Here is a 17,929-nt window from a genome sequence, read left to right on the forward strand (position 1 = left end):
ATATGCCGGAGGGTCAGGCGAGCCGGGTGCAAAAACGACAGGGGGTTTGCCGAAAGCGTCAAGAAACGACAAAGGGTGATGGCACGTCGTCACACCCTGTCGTAAACCTGTTCTTTGTCACGCGGTTGAGACAGAATTCATCGAATCAATGGATCGGAGCGACTCGATGAAAACGATTTTCCTGACCCTGGCCCTGATGGCCACGGCCGTGACGGGCGCGCAAGCCGCACAAGACCAGGACAGCACGCCATGCGATGGCGTGGACAGCGACAAACAGACCCTGGAGTGTTCGGTTTACAGCCGGCGTACAGCTGAAGAACTGCTCAAGGAAAATTTCCAGAACCTGCTGCAGCGGGTTCAGTCGCAGTTTGTCGCCAACAAGACGCAATTCAACGACTTCACCAGCAAGCTCAAGACTGCCCAGCAGGCCTGGGAAAAGCTGCGTGATGCCGACTGTGCGGTCGAAGTGTTCCCGTCAGCGGCAGGCAGCAAGACCTTTACCATCAGTGAAAACGACTGCGTGGCACGCATGAGCGATGAACGTTCGGAGTATCTGGAATCGATTGCACAGGAATAATGCCAGCGATGAGATAACCTGTTTCTTTTATGAATCATTTCATCAGGTTTTCTCATGATTATTTGCGGTGTAGAAATCAAAGGCAGTGAAGCCATCTTTGCTCTCGCCACGCGTCAGCAAAACGGCGTTGCTCACCTGCCCCTGGCAACCAAAAAGATTGCGCTGGAGGATGACGACGAGTCTGCCAACGTCAAGGCATTCGCGACCCAGATCGCCAGCTTCGTTCGTGAAAACGGCATCAGCCATGTTGCGATCAAGAAACGCAGCAAGAAAGGCGAATTCGCCGGCGGCCCGACCACGTTCAAGATCGAGACGGTGTTTCAGTTATTGTCCGATTGCGACGTGGTGCTCATCTCGCCGCAGACCATCAACGCCCAGAACAAGAAACACGCGTTTGCTCTGCACGACACACTGAACAAATATCAGCATGAGGCGTACAAGGCCGCGTGTGCGGGGTTGATGAAGTCGGCGTAAAACACCGTCTTCCACGTCGATCATGCGCCTGCTCCGCAATACCAGGTGGGAGCGAGCTTACTCGCGAAGAGGCCCGTACAGCCGCTGACTATCGGGCAACTGAGCCATAGCCTTCGCGAGCAAGCTCGCTCCCACGGGGTTTTGGGTTGCGCCCGATAGTTTGAGCAGGGCATTCATTGTCTTGGTGGGAGCGGACCGGGCGGCGCTCCGCTTGTCCGCGAATACGGTGGTTCAGTCGCTGAATAGTCGTCGGATGGACTGGCCTTTCCGCAGAAGTCCGCTCCTACGGGTTTTGCTCGTGCCCATGTTTCACATTGAAGCACGCATAAAAAAACCCGCATCGCTGCGGGTTTCTTCAAGGCTAAATCAACTCAGTTGATCTTGGCATCCAGCTCGCCACGGGCGTAGCGTTCGAACATGGCGTCCAGGGAGATCGGTTTGATCTTCGAGGCGTTGCCAGCGGTGCCGAAGGCTTCGTAGCGGGCGATGCACACGTCGCGCATGGCAACGACGGTCTTGGCCAGGTACTTGCGCGGGTCAAACTCGCTGCGGTTCTTGGCCATGAATTCGCGGATGGCACCGGTGGAGGCCAGACGCAGGTCGGTGTCGATGTTGACCTTGCGCACGCCGTGCTTGATGCCTTCAACGATTTCCTCGACCGGCACACCGTAAGTCTCTTTGATGTCGCCGCCGTATTCGTTGATGATTTTCAGCCATTCCTGTGGAACGGACGACGAACCGTGCATCACCAGGTGGGTGTTCGGAATACGCTTGTGGATCTCTTTGATGCGCTCGATCGCCAGAATGTCGCCAGTAGGCGGCTTGGTGAACTTGTACGCGCCATGGCTGGTGCCGATGGCGATCGCCAGGGCATCGACCTGAGTCTTCTTCACGAAGTCAGCGGCTTCTTCCGGATCGGTCAGCATCTGGCTGTGGTCCAGAATGCCTTCAGCACCCACGCCGTCTTCTTCACCGGCCATGCCGGTTTCCAGAGAACCCAGAACGCCCAGCTCGCCTTCCACGGAAACGCCACAGGCGTGAGCAAAGGCGACCACGCGACGGGTCACGTCAACGTTGTATTCGTAATCAGCGGGCGACTTGCCGTCTTCTTTCAGCGAGCCGTCCATCATGACCGAGCTGAAGCCCAGCTGGATGGAGCGCTGGCAGATGTCGGGGCTGGTGCCGTGGTCCTGGTGCATGACCACCGGGATGTGCGGGAACTCTTCGATTGCCGCAAGAATAAGGTGACGCAGGAACGGGGCACCGGCGTATTTGCGGGCACCGGCCGAAGCCTGAACGATCACCGGGGAGTCGGTCTTGTCGGCCGCTTCCATAATGGCGCGCATTTGTTCCAGGTTGTTTACGTTGAAAGCAGGAACGCCGTAGCCGAACTCGGCTGCGTGGTCCAACATCTGGCGCATGCTGATAAGTGCCATTGTCTGTGTCTCTCCCGGTAGGGTCGTTAATCGTGCAAGCCTGCCGTAGTGGCGGCTGCTATTCAAGTTATACGCATGGGCCACAAGCCCTGCGGGTGGTGCATCGGCTACGGCTTATCTGGCCTTGCAGCCGCGACCGATCAAGTCGTTGGTAGCGTCCCAGTAGACAAGGCCTTCGCTGCCCTTGTTGTCGAACGCCAGCACATTATTGCTATAAAGCGTGCCACTGGAAGCGCCCGGTTCGGCCTTGAGGCGGAAAACCTGCTCGCTCTGATTCAGGCGCGCATCCACCTCTTTTTTAGCTGAATCGATATAGCGCCAATGAATCTCGGCCTTGCTGTCGCAGACCCAATGGTTCCAAGGGTCATTCTGTTGCGGCGTGCTCATGCTCGAGCAGCCACCAAGCACCGCCAATATTCCGAGGGCAATCAAGCCTTTCATGACTTCTCCTGGCCTGCCCCGCGAAACCCGGCGTGTGCCTGGGGTTTCAATACGTCAGGGGCAGTTCTGTTCCTGTTTACGGTCGTCGGCCGGCTCACCCGTAACCCGCGCCTCGACCCGTTGAGTGTTCTCGGTCGTCGGCACATCCACAGAGGCCGGGCTGAGTACCTTGCAGGCTCCGGCATGGGAACCGGAACCGGCGCAGCCGGCTAATACCACGCAACTTACAAGCGCCAGGGCAGCGATCTTCATGGCAAAACTCCTTCTTGATAAAAAGATGTCCACCCATTAGTGACCGCGCGAGCCCGTCGATGTTGCCGAAACGGGCTCAACCTGACTCAAGGACAGCCTGTCAGCCCTGCCTTGGGCATGAATTCGTACCGATCCCAGACTTCCTGACCGCCGCGTTTGTAGATCACCGGCACAGTCTCTGCCTGCCAGCCCGCCTGGTAACAACTCAAATGAAGCACATCGGTCCGGGAAGCGCTCTCGGCCTCTTCGGCTTCAGGCTTGCCTGCACAACCGCCCAGCAACCCTGCGATGAGGAACCACGGTAACGCCCTGACCATGTACGACTCCTTGTCCAAAAGACTGGATTCAGGCCTTGGCGCGTTGTTCAAGCATTTCAACCGCGGGCAGAACCTTGCCTTCCACGAACTCGAGGAACGCACCACCGCCTGTGGAAATGTAGGAAATCTGTTTGGCCACATCGTACTTGTCGATGGCCGCCAGCGTGTCGCCGCCACCCGCGATGGAAAACGCCGTGCTTTCGGCAATCGCCTTGGCCAGCGTCTTGGTGCCTTCGCCGAACTGATCGAATTCGAACACACCCACCGGACCGTTCCACAGAATAGTCCTGGAAGATTTCAACAAGTCGGCGAAGTGCGCAGCCGTCTGCGGGCCGATATCCAGAATCATGTCGTCATCAGCGACGTCGGCAATCAGCTTGACGGTAGCCGTGGCGCTCTCGGCGAACTCTTTGGCGACCACCACATCGGTCGGCAACGGCACACTGACCTTGGCGGCGATTGCGCGTGCGGTGTCCAGCAGGTCCGGTTCGTACAACGACTTGCCCACCTTGTGACCGGCTGCGGCCAGGAAGGTATTGGCAATGCCGCCGCCGACGATCAACTGGTTGCAGATTGCGCTCAGGCTATTGAGCACGTCCAGTTTGGTGGACACCTTGGAGCCCGCCACGATGGCTGCCATCGGCTGGGCCGGTGCGCCAAGCGCCTTGCCCAGTGCGTCCAGCTCTGCAGCCAGCAGCGGGCCTGCAGCGGCGACCTTGGCGAACTTGGCCACGCCGTGGGTCGAGCCTTCGGCGCGGTGTGCGGTGCCGAAAGCATCCATCACGTACACGTCACACAGGGCAGCGTATTTCTGCGCCAGTTCGTCGGCGTTCTTTTTCTCGCCCTTGTTGAAGCGCACGTTCTCGAACAACACGATATCGCCCGGCTTGACGTCAACGCCATCCAGGTAATCGGCAACCAGCGGAACGTCACGACCCAGCGCCTTGCTCAGGTAGTCGGCAACCGGCTTGAGGCTGTTCTCGGCAGAAAACTCGCCCTCGGTCGGACGGCCCAGGTGCGAGCAGACCATCACGGCCGCCCCCTTTTCCAGCGCCAGCTTGATGGTCGGCAGCGAAGCAAGGATGCGTGCATCGCTGCTGACGACGCCGTCCTTCACAGGAACGTTGAGGTCTTCACGAATCAGTACACGTTTACCTTGCAGATCGAGGTCGGTCATCTTCAACACGGTCATGAGGCGTTCCTGTTTTTTACTGTTGTTGGTCAGCGACGCGCAGAAAGTGCTCTGCGACGTCGAGCATTCGATTGGCAAAGCCCCACTCGTTATCGAACCAGGCCAGCAGATTCACCAGCCGGGGTCCCGAAACGCGGGTCTGACTCGCATCGACAATCGCCGAATGCGGGTCATGATTGAAATCGCAGCTGGCGTGCGGCAACTCAGTGTAGGCCAGCAGCCCCTTCAGCGGGCCGCTGGTGGCGGCCTCGCGCAGGATTCGATTGATGTCCCGGGCGTCCGTATCGCGTGCCGTCTGCACGGTGATGTCCAGACAGGACACATTGACGGTCGGTACGCGAACAGCTTTGGCCTGAATTCGGCCGGCAAGTTCCGGAAGCAGTCTTTCGATCCCGCGCGCCAGACCGGTGGACACCGGGATGATCGACTGAAACGCCGAGCGCGTACGGCGCAAATCCTCGTGGTGATAGGCGTCGATCACTGGCTGGTCGTTCATCGCCGAGTGGATGGTGGTGATGGTGACGTATTCAAGCCCCACCGCCTGATCCAGCAAGCGCAGCAATGGCACGCTGCAGTTAGTGGTGCAGGACGCAGCCGACACCAGCAGCTCATGGCCCGTCAGCTTTTGCTGGTTGATGCCAAACACCACCGTAGCATCGACATCGCCTTCACTGGCCATCGGTTGCGAGAACAGCACGCGTGGTGCGCCAGCGTCGAGAAACCGCTGGCCGTCTTCACGGGTGTTGTAGACACCGGAGCATTCGAGCACCAGATCGACGTCCAGGGCCGCCCAGTCGATCTCTTCCGGGGTAGAACTGCGCAGCACCTTGATCGTGTGATCATTGATGTGCAGGTATTGCCCTTCGACCCTGACCTGACCGGGAAACCGGCCGTGGGTGGAATCGAAGCGCGTGAGGTATTCGAGACTGGCCATATCGGCCAGATCATTGATCGCAACCACTTCAAACCCGGCTTTCGTCCCTCGCTCACACAGCGCGCGCACGACGCAACGACCGATGCGGCCGTAACCGTTCAGAGCAACTTTGTAAGCACGGGGCTGAGGCATGAGGTTCTCTCGGATTTAAGCTGAACCCGCAAAAACACGCCTGCCGGCTATTACAACGGTCCAGACAACGAGCTGTCGTCTGAACCATTCATTCGCGGGCAAGCGCGCTCCTGCGAGGAGACACACGTCTTGCTTAGTCTTCGAGCAGCTCTTCAGCTGTGCTCAGGACATTTTCCAGCGTGAAGCCGAACTCTTCGAACAGCGCAGGCGCAGGCGCCGACTCGCCGAAGGTGGTCATGCCAATCACGCGGCCTTCCAGACCGACGTACTTGTACCAGTAGTCGGCATGCGCGGCTTCGATGGCGATACGTGCGCTGACTTGCAGAGGCAGAACGCTCTGCTTGTACCCGGCGTCCTGAGCTTCGAACACGCTGGTGCATGGCATGGAAACCACGCGCACCTTACGGCCCTGCTCAATCAGTTTGTCGTAGGCCTGCACGGCCAGACCGATTTCCGAACCGGTCGCGATCAGGATCAGCTCAGGCTCGCCCGCGCAGTCGCGCAGCACGTAGCCGCCGCGAGTGATGTCGGCCAACTGGGCTTCGTCGCGCGCCTGGTGAGGCAGATTCTGACGCGAGAAAATCAGTGCCGAAGGACCGTCGTTACGCTCGATGGCGTATTTCCAGGCCACTGCCGATTCAACGGCATCGGCTGGACGCCAGGTGTCCAGGTTCGGCGTGGTGCGCAGGCTGGTCAGTTGCTCGATTGGCTGGTGAGTCGGGCCGTCTTCACCCAGACCGATGGAGTCGTGAGTGAACACGTAGATCACACGCTTCTTCATCAGCGAAGACATGCGCACGGCATTACGGGCGTATTCCATGAAGATCAGGAAGGTGGCGCCGTACGGCACGAAACCGCCGTGCAGGGCGATACCGTTCATCATGGCGCCCATGCCGAACTCACGCACACCGTAGTGCAGGTAGTTACCGTTCGGGTCTTCGCCCGTGATGCTCTTGCAACCTTTCCAGATGGTCAGGTTGGAACCGGCCAGGTCAGCCGAACCGCCAAGAATCTCGGGCAGCAGCGGGCCCAGGGCGCTCAGTGCGTTCTGGCTGGCTTTACGGCTGGCGATGGTCTCGCCCTTGGCGTTCACTTCAGCCACATAGGCAGCCGATTTTTCGGCGAAGTCAGCGGGCAGCTCGCCGCTCATGCGACGGATGAAATCATTGGCCAGTTCAGGGTGCGCAGCGGAGTAGGCCGCGAAACGCTGATCCCATTCGGCTTCGGCAGCCAGGCCTTTTTCTTTCGCATTCCACTCGGCGTAGATATCAGCCGGAATTTCGAAAGGACCGTGGTTCCATTTAAGGGCGGCACGGGTCAGGGCGATTTCGTCAGCGCCCAGCGGAGCACCGTGGGATTCTTCCTTGCCCTGCTTGTTCGGCGAGCCGAAACCAATGGTGGTCTTGCAGCAGATCAGGGTCGGCTGATCGCTCTTGCGAGCGGTATCGATAGCGGTCTTGATCTCGTCGGCGTCATGACCGTCGACATTGCGGATGACCTGCCAGCCGTACGACTCGAAGCGCTTCGGCGTGTCGTCGGTGAACCAGCCTTCGACTTCGCCGTCGATGGAGATGCCGTTGTCGTCGTAGAACGCGATCAGCTTGCCCAGTTGCAGCGTGCCGGCCAGCGAGGCGACTTCGTGCGAGATGCCTTCCATCATGCAGCCGTCACCCATGAACACATAGGTGTGGTGATCGACGATGGAGTGACCCGGACGGTTGAACTGCGCCGCCAGCGTCTTCTCGGCAGCAGCGAAACCCACGGCGTTGGCGAAACCCTGACCCAGCGGGCCGGTGGTGGTTTCGACACCCGGGGTGTAGCCGTATTCCGGGTGGCCCGGCGTGCGGCTGTGCAGCTGGCGGAAGTTCTTCAGGTCATCGATGGACAGGTCGTAGCCGGTCAGGTGCAGCAGCGAATAGACCAGCATCGAGCCATGCCCGTTGGACATGATGAAACGGTCACGGTCGGCGAACGAAGGGTTGGCCGGGTTGTGCTTCAGATAATCGCGCCAAAGAACCTCGGCGATATCCGCCATGCCCATGGGGGCACCCGGATGGCCGCTGTTGGCTTTTTGCACGGCATCCATGCTGAGGGCACGAATAGCGTTGGCACGCTCACGACGGCTTGGCATCGCTGATCTCCTGGGAGTAAAGGATTGGGATCTGAAAAAGGCGGCCATTTTCCCTCAGGGACAGGCCGGGGGCAATCACAGATAGTGGACCTTAGGCTTTTTTCCTCTGTCATGGACATTAATTAGCCTGTTAATACTGGATAACAGGCGCTGGTGACAAGTTCAGCAGGATCGACAGACGCCACCCATCGAGCAATATCAAAACTTTTTGATATTGCCCTTGCGGCATCAGGAATCGCTCACTAGACTGCGGACCCATGAACCTGCGCGTGCCTGCAATTCGCCATGATGCATGCGACGACCTTTCTGCATTGTGCAAGGCCGGCGGCGATCCGCTGCGGCTGAACGTTCTGCGCGCGCTGACCAACGACTCGTTCGGCGTTCTGGAACTGGCGCAGATTTTCGCCATTGGCCAGTCGGGCATGAGCCATCACCTGAAGGTACTGGCGCAGGCTGACCTGGTGGCGACACGGCGTGAAGGCAACGCGATTTTCTACCGTCGCGCCCTGCCCCACACCGAGTTGCCGGGCGGCAGGCTGCACGCCGCGCTGCTCGATGAAGTGGACACCCTGGCATTGCCGGATGAGGTTCAAGGGCGTATTGGCCTGGTGCATCGTCAACGGGCGCTGGCCAGCCAGGACTTCTTTGCTCGTACGGCGGAAAAGTTTCGCGCCCAGCAGGACCTGATTGCGGGCCTTGCCCAATACAGCGAAAGCCTGCTGACGCTGCTCGACAAGCTCAGCTTCGGCAGCGAGGCAACGGCACTGGAAGTAGGCCCCGGCGACGGCGGCTTTCTGCCTGAACTGGCGCGGCGTTTCAAGCATGTGATCGCGATGGACAACAGCCCGGCAATGCTGGAGCTGGCCCGCGAAGTCTGCGAGCGCAAGGCGCTGGTTAATGTCGAGCTCACGCTGGCCGATGCACTGACAGACCGTAAAGTGAGCGCCGACTGCGTCGTCTTGAACATGGTGCTCCACCATTTCGCCGCACCGGCCGAAGCGCTGGCGCAACTGGCCGAATGCGTACAACCCGGCGGTAGCTTGCTGGTAACAGAATTGTGTAGTCATGACCAGAGCTGGGCCAGGGAGGCCTGTGGCGATCTCTGGTTAGGTTTCGAGCAGGAAGACCTGGCCCGTTGGGCCATCGCTGCGGGGCTAGTTCCCGGGGAAAGCCTCTATGTAGGCTTACGTAATGGTTTCCAGATCCAGGTTCGCCATTTTCAGCGACCGGCTGGCGACACTCACCATCGGTAAAATGAAGGAAACCCGTAGAGATGAGCGAATACTCACTTTTCACCTCCGAGTCCGTGTCCGAAGGGCACCCGGACAAGATCGCCGACCAGATTTCCGACGCGGTTCTGGACGCCATCATCGCTGAAGACAAATACGCCCGTGTGGCTTGCGAAACACTGGTCAAGACCGGTGTGGCAATCATTGCTGGCGAAGTGACCACTTCGGCCTGGGTCGATCTGGAAGACATCGTGCGTAACGTCATCCTCGACATCGGCTACAACAGCTCCGACGTCGGCTTCGACGGCGCGACCTGCGGCGTGATGAACATCATCGGCAAGCAGTCGGTGGACATCGCCCAGGGCGTTGACCGCAGCAAGCCTGAAGATCAGGGCGCGGGCGACCAGGGCCTGATGTTCGGCTACGCCAGCAACGAAACCGACGTGCTGATGCCTGCACCGATCACCTTCTCGCACCAACTGGTCGAGCGTCAGGCACAAGCCCGTAAATCAGGCCTGCTGCCATGGCTGCGCCCGGATGCGAAATCCCAGGTCACCTGCCGTTACGAAAACGGCAAGGTCGTGGGCGTCGACGCGATCGTGCTGTCGACCCAGCACAACCCGGACGTTTCCTACGCCGACCTGCGTGAAGGCGTGATGGAACTGATCGTCAAGCACGTCATTCCAGCGCACCTGCTGCACAAGGACACCCAGTTCCACATCAACCCGACCGGCAACTTCATCATCGGTGGCCCGGTGGGTGACTGTGGCCTGACCGGCCGCAAGATCATCGTCGACACCTACGGCGGCATGGCCCGTCACGGTGGTGGCGCGTTCTCCGGCAAGGATCCATCGAAGGTTGACCGTTCGGCTGCCTACGCAGGTCGTTACGTGGCCAAGAACATCGTTGCTGCGGGCCTGGCCGAGCGTTGCGAAATTCAGGTGTCCTACGCCATCGGCGTTGCCCAACCGACCTCGATCTCGCTGAACACCTTCGGCACCGGCAAGCTGTCCGACGACAAGATCATCGGCCTGGTTCGCGAGCACTTCGACCTGCGTCCGTACGCGATCACCACCATGCTGGATCTGCTGCACCCGATGTACAAGGCCACTGCGGCCTACGGCCACTTCGGCCGCACCCCGGTCGAAATGACCGTTGGCGATGACACCTTCACCGCCTTCACCTGGGAAAAAACCGACCGCGCCGACGCCCTGCGCGCTGCTGCCGGTCTGTAAATTTTCCTGCGGTCATCAAAAAGCCCCCGGCGACGCGAGTCTCCGGGGGCTTTTGTTTTGGGGTATCGCTCTCACTCAGTCAGTATTTTTTACTCGAATAGGGCCTGTACTCGGGCAAGAACATCGTTGATCACGACATCAGGAGCGGCCTCGATACACTTTGCCCCGCGAGCCTCCAGGTCAACCGTGCGAATCTGGTTACACAGAACTACACCCTGCGTCTCGGTGCCTGAACCGCTCAGCGGGACTGCGAATCCGGCATAGCGGGCGTAGTCACCACCTTGCGTTATCGGCGCGACGATTGCCAGGCCCGAGACGTTATACGCTGCGGGAGTAAGAACAAGCGCAGGGCGAAAATCTCCCTGCTGCTCCCGGCCAGCGGTCGGATTCAAATTAATGCGGACGATATCCGCGCGATTGAATCTGGGCCGCTTCACACTTCGCGCCCTGTCGGCTGCATGGCGTTCCAATCAGACAATTCTTCAGGCTCGGCTGCATCCAAATCGCACTGCGCCATCAGGTCGGCCAGCCGATAATGCAGCTTGGACCTGGCAGGCTTGAGCGTCATCACGTCGGTAGAAACATCGAGCACCAAGACGTCGCCGCTGACAAGGCTCATCTGCTTGAGAACATTGGCTGGCAATCGTATCGCTGCGCTATTGCCCCATTGCTGAATTTTGACTTCCATACACCACCCCGCCAAATAGTAGATACATTGTAGAAACATCACAGCCTCTGCGCAAACCGTTATTTACACGAACATCGGCGCTCATCATCGACCCTTTTTGTAACAGCGAACGAACCTTACCGACTGGATACGAACGCCATTACCTGCAATGCACCAGGGTCGAAAAACCTGGTAACCATCCCGATCAGCCACGCAGCACAGCAACAGCTAGCCTTCCCGAGCCAACCCCAAGCAAGGATGCTTCGATGCTGTCTGTTAACCGCCTGATGAGCTTCGCCCTTCTGATCGCCCTTTCCCCGTTCACAAGCGCCAGCCAATGCCCGGACTGGGCTGCCAGCAAGGCACGGACTGAAATCCTGTCGCTTCAACAACAGATCGCCGCATGGAACGACAGCTATCATCGCCTGGGCATCTCGCAGATTCCGGATGAGCTTTACGATCAGTCCCGCCAGAAACTGCAGACCTGGCGTGGATGCTTTGCGGTCTCGACGCCAAGTGACAACCCACTGAAGACTGCAGGCGGCTCGGTGACGCACCCGGTTGCGCACACGGGCGTGAACAAGCTGGCTGACGAGGCCGATGTCGGCAACTGGCTGCAAGGCCGGACCGACCTGTGGATTCAACCCAAGGTCGACGGTGTGGCCGTCACGCTGGTTTACGCCAAAGGCAGACTGACCCAGGCCATCAGTCGGGGGGATGGCGTGAAAGGGCAGGACTGGACGCCCCAGGCGCTGCTGATCAAGGCCATTCCTCACCAATTGCCGTGGCCGGATGACGTCATCCTGCAAGGCGAGCTGTACGAGCGTTTGCCTGACCATGTTCAAGCAGCATCGGGCAGCGTCAATGCGCGCAGCAAGGTCGCAGGCCTGCTGGCACGCAAGACGCTGAGCCCCACACAGGCTGACACCATCGGGCTGTTCGTCTGGGACTGGCCCAACGGGCCGAGCACCATGAGCGAGCGTCTGGCCGGACTCAAAGCCCTGGGGTTTGCCGACAGCGCCGCTTACACGCTGCCGCTGACACATCACGCTCAGGCTGCACACTGGCGCGAACACTGGTTTCGCAACCCGCTGCCGTTTGCCACGGATGGCGTGATCATGCGCCAGGGCGAACGTCCCTCTGCCGAACGCTGGCAGGCAAAAGCGCCTTACTGGATCGCGGCGTGGAAACACCCGCTTGCACAGGCGCTGGCCGAGGTGCGCAAGGTCAGTTTCACCATTGGTCGCAGTGGCAGGATCACGCCCATTCTTGAGCTGATGCCCATCCGGCTGGACGACCGCACCATCACTCGCATCAGCGCAGGTTCACTCAAGCGCTGGCAGACCCTGGACATCCGTCCCGGAGACCAGATAGCAGTCAGTCTGGCAGGGCTGACGATTCCTCGACTCGATGGCGTGATTACACGCAGTGTGGAGCGCGCCCCACTCAGCATTCCCCAGGCCAGCGACTTTCATGAACTCAGCTGCTGGCAACCCACGCCGGGCTGCGACAGTCAGTTTCGCGCACGACTGACCTGGCTCAGCGGCAAAAAAGGCCTGGCCTTGAGTGGCGTGGGGCCAGGAACCTGGGACAAGCTCATTGAAAGCGGGAAAATCAACGGCCTGGTCGATTGGATGACCCTCGATCAGGCTGAGCTTGCTAACATTCCCGGCCTCGCCGAGCGCAGCAGCGCTAAACTGTTCGCCAGCCTGCAAACGGCCCGTGACCGCCCCTTCCAGACATGGCTCAAGGCCATTGGTTTGCCGCCTGCCGGGAGCGCTGATCTGAGCGCTGGCTGGGAAGCACTGGCTGCGCGCAGTGTCGAACAATGGCAGGTCGAACCGGGGATAGGTCCGGGGCGAGCTGCAAAACTCAGTGCATTTTTCAAGGACCCACAGGTACAGGCATTGAGCCAGCAATTGCGTGTTCAAGGTATTTCAGGTTTTTAGAGTCCGGGTTTCATTCTTTACGCCCGGACGTTGTCGCTTTCAAAAGGAGTTCATATGAAGTTTTTATCACCGCTGGTTCTTTTCACCAGCTGCACATTATTGGCTACACCGTTGTTGGCCGCCGAACAGGCGCCCCCTTCCGAATGCCTGCTCAAGAGCCAGGAAATCAGCAGCAAGATTCAGGACGCCAAGACCGAAGGCAACAAGGCCGAACAGGCAGGCCTGGAAAAGGCACTGGCCGAGGTCAACGCCAACTGCACCGAGACGTCACTGCTCAAACAGCGTGAGCAGAAGGTGCTGGATGCCAAACGGGAAGTCAGCCGGCGTCAGACTGACCTGAACAAGGCGATGGACAAAGGAGATCCGGAGAAGATCAACAAGCGCAAGGACAAGCTCGCCGAATCCCGCAAGGAATTGCAGGATGCGCAGGCGGAGCTCGAGAAAGTACAGTCGGACGATTGAGCGACTGACCACTTGCGCTTATTCACATCACCTCATGAGCATACGCTGAAGTCTGCTTCTGCCCGAAGGGCGTGGGAGCTCTCGGAGGTTACGACGCCCCATGTTTCGGCTGATGCACCGAGTCTGCGGGTTGTACTGCCGATTCCCGGCAGATCGCCAGCAAGCCGCGCTTTATCAAACAACCTGTAATTTACTGAAGAAACGCGATTCGGTGGGAGCGGAACGGGGGGCGTTCCGTTTGTCCGCGAAGAGGCCTGTACATCCGACGATATGAAGTGACCGAAATACTTCATTCGCGGACAAGTCCGCTCCCACTAACTTTGCTGCGAAACTGCGCTCTCTCACGGATGCGGGGTGGAATCCGTCGCAAAGCCTGATCCAGGCACAGCCGGCAGTCGACAGTGTTTCAGCCAGTCACGCCGCAGCCGGGAATGCCGAAACCCCGAACAGCGCAACGATCAACCCCATCCCGACCAGCCAGATAATGGAGCGCATCGCTGCCAGATCGGCCAGGTAGAAGATGATGTAAAGCAGGCGGCTGGTGATGAACAGCACCGCCAGTACATCGATAGTGACCAACTGCGCATTGCCCGCGATGTGAGCAATGATCACCGCAGCTGCAAACGCAGGCGTCACTTCATAACTGTTCAGTTGCGCTGCGTGCGCGCGCTTCGGAAACCCTTCCAGCTTGTCGAGAAAGGCACGAGGGTCGTGATTGTTACCCATCTTGAACTTGCCGCTGCCGACCTTGGCGATGCCTGCGCAGGCGATCGGCAACAGGATCGCGACCAGCACGCACCAGAAAGCTACTGTCATACATCCATCCTTATCATTTTTGGCTTCACGTCGAAGCATGCCAGGCCGGACAGCCTACAACCTCAGAGCCGGAAGCGGGCGAAAGGTTCTTGCCCTTATGTCAGCCGGGGAAAAATCAGACTGAACGTCGTGAACTGCCCTGGCTCGCTTTCGACCTTAACCTGCCCTTCGTGCAGGCTCATGATCGAGCGAACGATGGCCAGCCCCAGTCCCGTGCCGCCCTGCTGGCGGGCGCGACTGACGTGGACCCGGTAGAACCGGTCGAACAGACGCGGCAGGTGCTCGGCATCAATGCCCTCGCCGGCATTGCGTACCGCCAGCGAGATGTCTTCGGCATGGGTGGCGATCCTGATGGTGATGGTGCTGCCACTCGCGCCATGCCGAATGGCGTTGGACAGCAGGTTGGAGATGGCCCGCTGAATCATCAGCCGATCACCCATGGCCCGCCCGGTGCCCTCGACCTGCAAGGTGATGTCACGGTCCTCGGCCGACGCCGAAAACAGCTCGGCCACTTTCTCCGATTCCTCGCGCAGGTCGATGGCTTCGAGCGCCAACGGTGCCGAGGGCTGGCTGACGCTGGCCAGGAACAGCATCTGGGCAATCATGCGCGACATGCGCTCCAGCTCTTCAGTGCAGGACTCCAGCGCCTGCCTGTACTCCTCTGGAGGGCGTGGTCGCGACAGGGTGACTTGCGCCTTACCCATCAGGTTGTTCATCGGCGAGCGCATCTCATGCGCCAGATCGTCCGAAAACTGCGACAACTGCTGAACATCGCCGTCCAGCCGGTGCAGCATGAAATTCACGGCGTGAGCCAGATCGCGCAGCTCATCGGGAAGGCCGTTCACTTTCATGCGGTGAGACAGGTCTCGGGCCGAGATCAGCGCCGTCACCTTTCTGAACGCACGTAACGGCCTCAGGCCACGACGCACGATCCACCACGCCCCGAAACCTACCAGTAACAGGATCACCGGCAGGATCAGGAAGGTCGACCTCACGTAGGCATGCAACAGTGTGGCGTCGCTTTCCCTGTCCATCGACAGCACGACCAGAATGCTCTCGTCGGTCTTGAGGCGAATCTCCCGATAGCCCACCAGCAAATGGTTGCCCGCGCTGGACATCACCTCCTGGAAATCTTGAGGCAGACGGCCAGACGTCGGGATCGGCAACTCCCGGCCTTGCTGATTGCCGATGCTCATCAACGTCTGCCGGGGCGTGCGCGAATCCAGAACAGTCAGGGCAAAGCTGTCATGACCGACAATCTGATCACGCAAGGTGTGCGGGTACTGAACGATGTCCCCGATCGACAGAAACCCCTCGCTCAGGCTGTGCTCGATCTGCCCGAACTTCTCGTTCAGGCTGTCTTCGGCACGCAGGTCCAACTGGTGGGAAATGGACGCGTAAGCGAAAACCTCCATGATCACCACCAGAAACGCGCTCAACGCAGTGACTGTCAGGCCCAGCCGCGTCGAGAGGCGCGTGGGTTTCATTCGCGCACTTCCAGCACATAACCGACACCGCGCAGGGTGTGGATGAGTTTGGTCTCGAACGGGTCGTCGATCTTGGCGCGCAAGCGGCGGATCGATACCTCGACCACATTGGTGTCGCAATCGAAGTTCATGTCCCACACCAGCGAGATGATCTGAGTGCGCGACATGACCTCCCCGGTGTGGCGCATCAACAGGTGCAGCAGCGCGAACTCCTTGGTGGTCAGGTCGATGCGCTGTTTGCCGCGAAATGCCCGATGACGGCCCTGATCCAGCTCCAGATCGCCGACCTGCAGCACCTGAGGCGCCGTCGGCTGCTCGCAGCGACGCATCAACGTGCGCACCCGAGCCAGCAGCTCGGGGAACTCGAACGGTTTGACCAGATAATCGTCGGCGCCCATTTCCAGGCCCTTGACCCTCTCTTCGAGGCGGCCGCGTGCGGTGACCATCATGATCCGGGTATTGACGGTATTCCTGAGTCGGGTCAGGACTTCCCAACCGTCCATTTCAGGCAGGTTCACATCCAGAATCACGACGTCGTACGCCTGATGCTGCGCAAGGTACAGCCCATCGAGCCCGGTGGCAGCGATGTCCACCACATAGCCGCTCTCGGTCAGCCCCTGATGCATGTACTCGGCAGTTTTCGGCTCGTCCTCTACTACCAGGATTCGCATGGATAGGTGTGTCCTGTCTGATGGGCAAATCCCTGCCGATGGTTATGGCTCTGGAGCCGTGCGACCCGCAGTGTACGGGCAAAGAACCGCCCTCCACAGTAGATAACGGAATTGTAATTTTCCGGCAATCCCTCTGATAACTGCCATTGCATAAAGTCCCCGCATCCAGATTCAACAGCCCCTGTGGCGCAGTTGTTCTTTCTATTTGATGGGGGTGATGTATGCGACGGGAGAGCCACGAACGTGCTCGGGTCTAGACTGGCATTGGCCATGCCGCCGATAAGAACCGGCACGCTGTGCGTGCTGCTAATGATGATGCCCATGGTGAGCTTCGCACAGGGTTTGAGTCTGCCACAGGCGCTCGAAGCAGCCTTCGAGAAAAACCCTGATCTGGCTGCCGCCCAATGGGAAATCGGTGTGGCCGAGGGCGAGCGCCAGCAGGCGGGCCTGATCCCCAACCCTGTAGCCTCCTGGGAAGCGGAGGACACCCGCAGCGAGACCCGCACCACCACGGTGATGCTCAGCCAGGCGCTGGAACTGGGCGGCAAGCGCGGCGCGCGAATCGAAGCCGCCAGCCGTGGGCAGGACGCAGCCCGGATAGAGCTCGAACGGCGCGGCAACGAGCTGCGTGCCGAAGTCGTCCAGGCGTTCTATGCGGCAGCCCGTGCGCAGGCCGGTCTGGATCTGGCGCGTCAGTCCAGATCCCTGGCCGAGCGCGGCCTGCAAGTGGCGGACGGTCGAGTGCAGGCGGGCAAGACCTCGCCGGTGGAAGCGACACGCGCTCAAGTGCAACTGGCTGAAACCGATTTGCTGGTGCGCCGCGCCGAGACCCTGAAAATCAACAGCTACCGCGAATTGGCCCGGGCCACAGGGTCGCCGGCGGCCTCGTTCAGTCGGCTGGAGTACACCGACCTCTCGCCCGGCAATGCGCCGCCCTCGGCCAGAATCCTCACGGCCATCAACCAGACCGCCGAACTACGCCTCGCTCAGGCCCAGATCGACCAGCGCGATGCCGCGCTGGGTTCGGAGCGTGCCAAGCGCGTGCCGGACCTGACCGTCAGTATTGGCAGCCAGTACAGCCGCGAAGACCGCGAGCGCATCAATGTGGTCGGCCTGTCGATGCCGATTCCGCTGTTTGATCGCAATCAGGGCAATGTCCTGTCTGCGGCCAGACGCTCGGACCAGGCACGCGACCTGCGCAATGCCGTAGAGCTGAAACTGCGCACGCAGGTCCAGTCGGCACTTGATCAATGGGCCAACGCCGCGCGGGAAGTGGAGTCGTTCAATCAGGTCATCCTGCCCGCCGCGCAGCGCGCCGTCGATACGGCGACACGCGGTTTCGAGATGGGCAAGTTCGGGTTCCTCGACGTACTGGACGCCCAGCGAACCCTGATTTCAGCCCGCAGCCAATACCTGGAATCGCTGGCCATGGCCACCGACGCCAGCGTCACCGTTGAACGCATCTACGGCGACCTCGACCGCTTCAGCCGCACACCCTGACACCCCTTTTTCTGCCTCTACCGAGCG

General features: G+C 59.8%; 19 protein-coding genes. 7 read left to right on the forward strand and 12 right to left on the reverse strand.

The features are described 5' to 3' along the window. Positions 1–166: 166 nt before the first annotated feature. The gene (locus BUB69_RS13070) at positions 167–577 is read left to right on the forward strand and encodes a lysozyme inhibitor LprI family protein (RefSeq protein WP_073167206.1); all 411 of its coding nucleotides are present in this window, start codon (positions 167–169) and stop codon (positions 575–577) included. Between the two features lie 54 nt (positions 578–631). After that, complete coding sequence (locus tag BUB69_RS13075; protein ID WP_073167209.1) at positions 632–1,051, forward strand: DUF3010 family protein; 420 nt, start codon at positions 632–634, stop codon at positions 1,049–1,051. Positions 1,052–1,422: 371 nt separating this feature from the next. On the opposite strand, the gene fba is transcribed toward BUB69_RS13075, so the two are convergent. From fba to tkt, 7 genes are all read right to left on the reverse strand, one after another. Next, complete coding sequence (gene fba / locus BUB69_RS13080) at positions 1,423–2,487, reverse strand: class II fructose-bisphosphate aldolase (protein ID WP_004880227.1); 1,065 nt, start codon at positions 2,485–2,487, stop codon at positions 1,423–1,425. Between the two features lie 114 nt (positions 2,488–2,601). Beyond that, on the reverse strand, positions 2,602–2,928 hold the full coding sequence (locus BUB69_RS13085) for an MliC family protein (RefSeq protein ID WP_073167211.1): 327 nt from the start codon (positions 2,926–2,928) through the stop codon (positions 2,602–2,604). Between the two features lie 54 nt (positions 2,929–2,982). After that, a complete protein-coding gene (locus tag BUB69_RS13090; protein WP_073167213.1) occupies positions 2,983–3,180 on the reverse strand; it encodes a hypothetical protein in 198 nt (65 codons plus the stop codon). Positions 3,181–3,266: 86 nt separating this feature from the next. Then, positions 3,267–3,497, reverse strand: a complete 231-nt coding sequence (locus tag BUB69_RS13095; RefSeq protein WP_073167216.1) for a hypothetical protein — start codon at positions 3,495–3,497, stop codon at positions 3,267–3,269. 28 nt (positions 3,498–3,525) lie between these two features. After that, positions 3,526–4,689, reverse strand: a complete 1,164-nt coding sequence (locus BUB69_RS13100; RefSeq protein ID WP_073167219.1) for a phosphoglycerate kinase — start codon at positions 4,687–4,689, stop codon at positions 3,526–3,528. Between the two features lie 16 nt (positions 4,690–4,705). Next, a complete protein-coding gene (epd, locus tag BUB69_RS13105; RefSeq protein ID WP_073167223.1) occupies positions 4,706–5,755 on the reverse strand; it encodes an erythrose-4-phosphate dehydrogenase in 1,050 nt (349 codons plus the stop codon). Positions 5,756–5,888: 133 nt separating this feature from the next. After that, positions 5,889–7,886: a transketolase gene (tkt, locus tag BUB69_RS13110; RefSeq protein ID WP_073167225.1), complete on the reverse strand. Its 1,998-nt coding sequence runs from the start codon at positions 7,884–7,886 to the stop codon at positions 5,889–5,891. Between the two features lie 257 nt (positions 7,887–8,143). Here tkt and BUB69_RS13115 point away from each other — a divergent pair, with 257 nt between their 5' ends. Together BUB69_RS13115 and metK are read left to right on the forward strand one after the other, a co-directional pair. Beyond that, a complete protein-coding gene (locus BUB69_RS13115) occupies positions 8,144–9,139 on the forward strand; it encodes an ArsR/SmtB family transcription factor (RefSeq protein WP_073167228.1) in 996 nt (331 codons plus the stop codon). Positions 9,140–9,159: 20 nt separating this feature from the next. Further along, complete coding sequence (gene metK / locus BUB69_RS13120; RefSeq protein WP_024687829.1) at positions 9,160–10,350, forward strand: methionine adenosyltransferase; 1,191 nt, start codon at positions 9,160–9,162, stop codon at positions 10,348–10,350. An 89-nt stretch (positions 10,351–10,439) separates the two neighbouring features. On the opposite strand, the gene BUB69_RS13125 is transcribed toward metK, so the two are convergent. Together BUB69_RS13125 and BUB69_RS13130 are read right to left on the reverse strand one after the other, a co-directional pair. Further along, entirely contained in the window at positions 10,440–10,787 is a 348-nt protein-coding gene (locus BUB69_RS13125) for a type II toxin-antitoxin system ChpB family toxin (protein ID WP_073167231.1), read from the reverse strand. Continuing rightward, positions 10,784–11,038: an AbrB/MazE/SpoVT family DNA-binding domain-containing protein gene (locus tag BUB69_RS13130; RefSeq protein ID WP_073167234.1), complete on the reverse strand. Its 255-nt coding sequence runs from the start codon at positions 11,036–11,038 to the stop codon at positions 10,784–10,786. Before BUB69_RS13130 ends, BUB69_RS13125 begins: the two co-directional genes overlap by 4 nt. 245 nt (positions 11,039–11,283) lie before the next feature. Between BUB69_RS13130 and ligB the strand changes: the two genes are divergently transcribed. Further along, complete coding sequence (gene ligB, locus BUB69_RS13135) at positions 11,284–12,966, forward strand: NAD-dependent DNA ligase LigB (protein WP_073167238.1); 1,683 nt, start codon at positions 11,284–11,286, stop codon at positions 12,964–12,966. A gap of 54 nt (positions 12,967–13,020) precedes the next feature. After that, entirely contained in the window at positions 13,021–13,428 is a 408-nt protein-coding gene (locus BUB69_RS13140; RefSeq protein WP_073167242.1) for a DUF1090 domain-containing protein, read from the forward strand. A gap of 414 nt (positions 13,429–13,842) precedes the next feature. Here BUB69_RS13140 and BUB69_RS13145 read toward each other — a convergent pair whose 3' ends face one another. The 3 genes from BUB69_RS13145 to BUB69_RS13155 form a co-directional block, all read right to left on the reverse strand. Further along, entirely contained in the window at positions 13,843–14,244 is a 402-nt protein-coding gene (locus tag BUB69_RS13145) for an MAPEG family protein (protein ID WP_073167245.1), read from the reverse strand. 95 nt (positions 14,245–14,339) lie between these two features. Continuing rightward, positions 14,340–15,731, reverse strand: a complete 1,392-nt coding sequence (locus BUB69_RS13150) for a heavy metal sensor histidine kinase (protein ID WP_073167249.1) — start codon at positions 15,729–15,731, stop codon at positions 14,340–14,342. Next, complete coding sequence (locus tag BUB69_RS13155) at positions 15,728–16,402, reverse strand: heavy metal response regulator transcription factor (RefSeq protein WP_073167251.1); 675 nt, start codon at positions 16,400–16,402, stop codon at positions 15,728–15,730. The genes BUB69_RS13150 and BUB69_RS13155 overlap by 4 nt, the downstream gene beginning before the upstream one ends. 279 nt (positions 16,403–16,681) lie before the next feature. Here BUB69_RS13155 and BUB69_RS13160 point away from each other — a divergent pair, with 279 nt between their 5' ends. After that, entirely contained in the window at positions 16,682–17,902 is a 1,221-nt protein-coding gene (locus BUB69_RS13160) for a TolC family protein (RefSeq protein ID WP_073167663.1), read from the forward strand. The last annotated feature ends 27 nt before the right edge of the window (positions 17,903–17,929 follow it).

Source organism: Pseudomonas asturiensis (assembly GCF_900143095.1).
Lineage (GTDB): Bacteria > Pseudomonadota > Gammaproteobacteria > Pseudomonadales > Pseudomonadaceae > Aquipseudomonas > Aquipseudomonas asturiensis.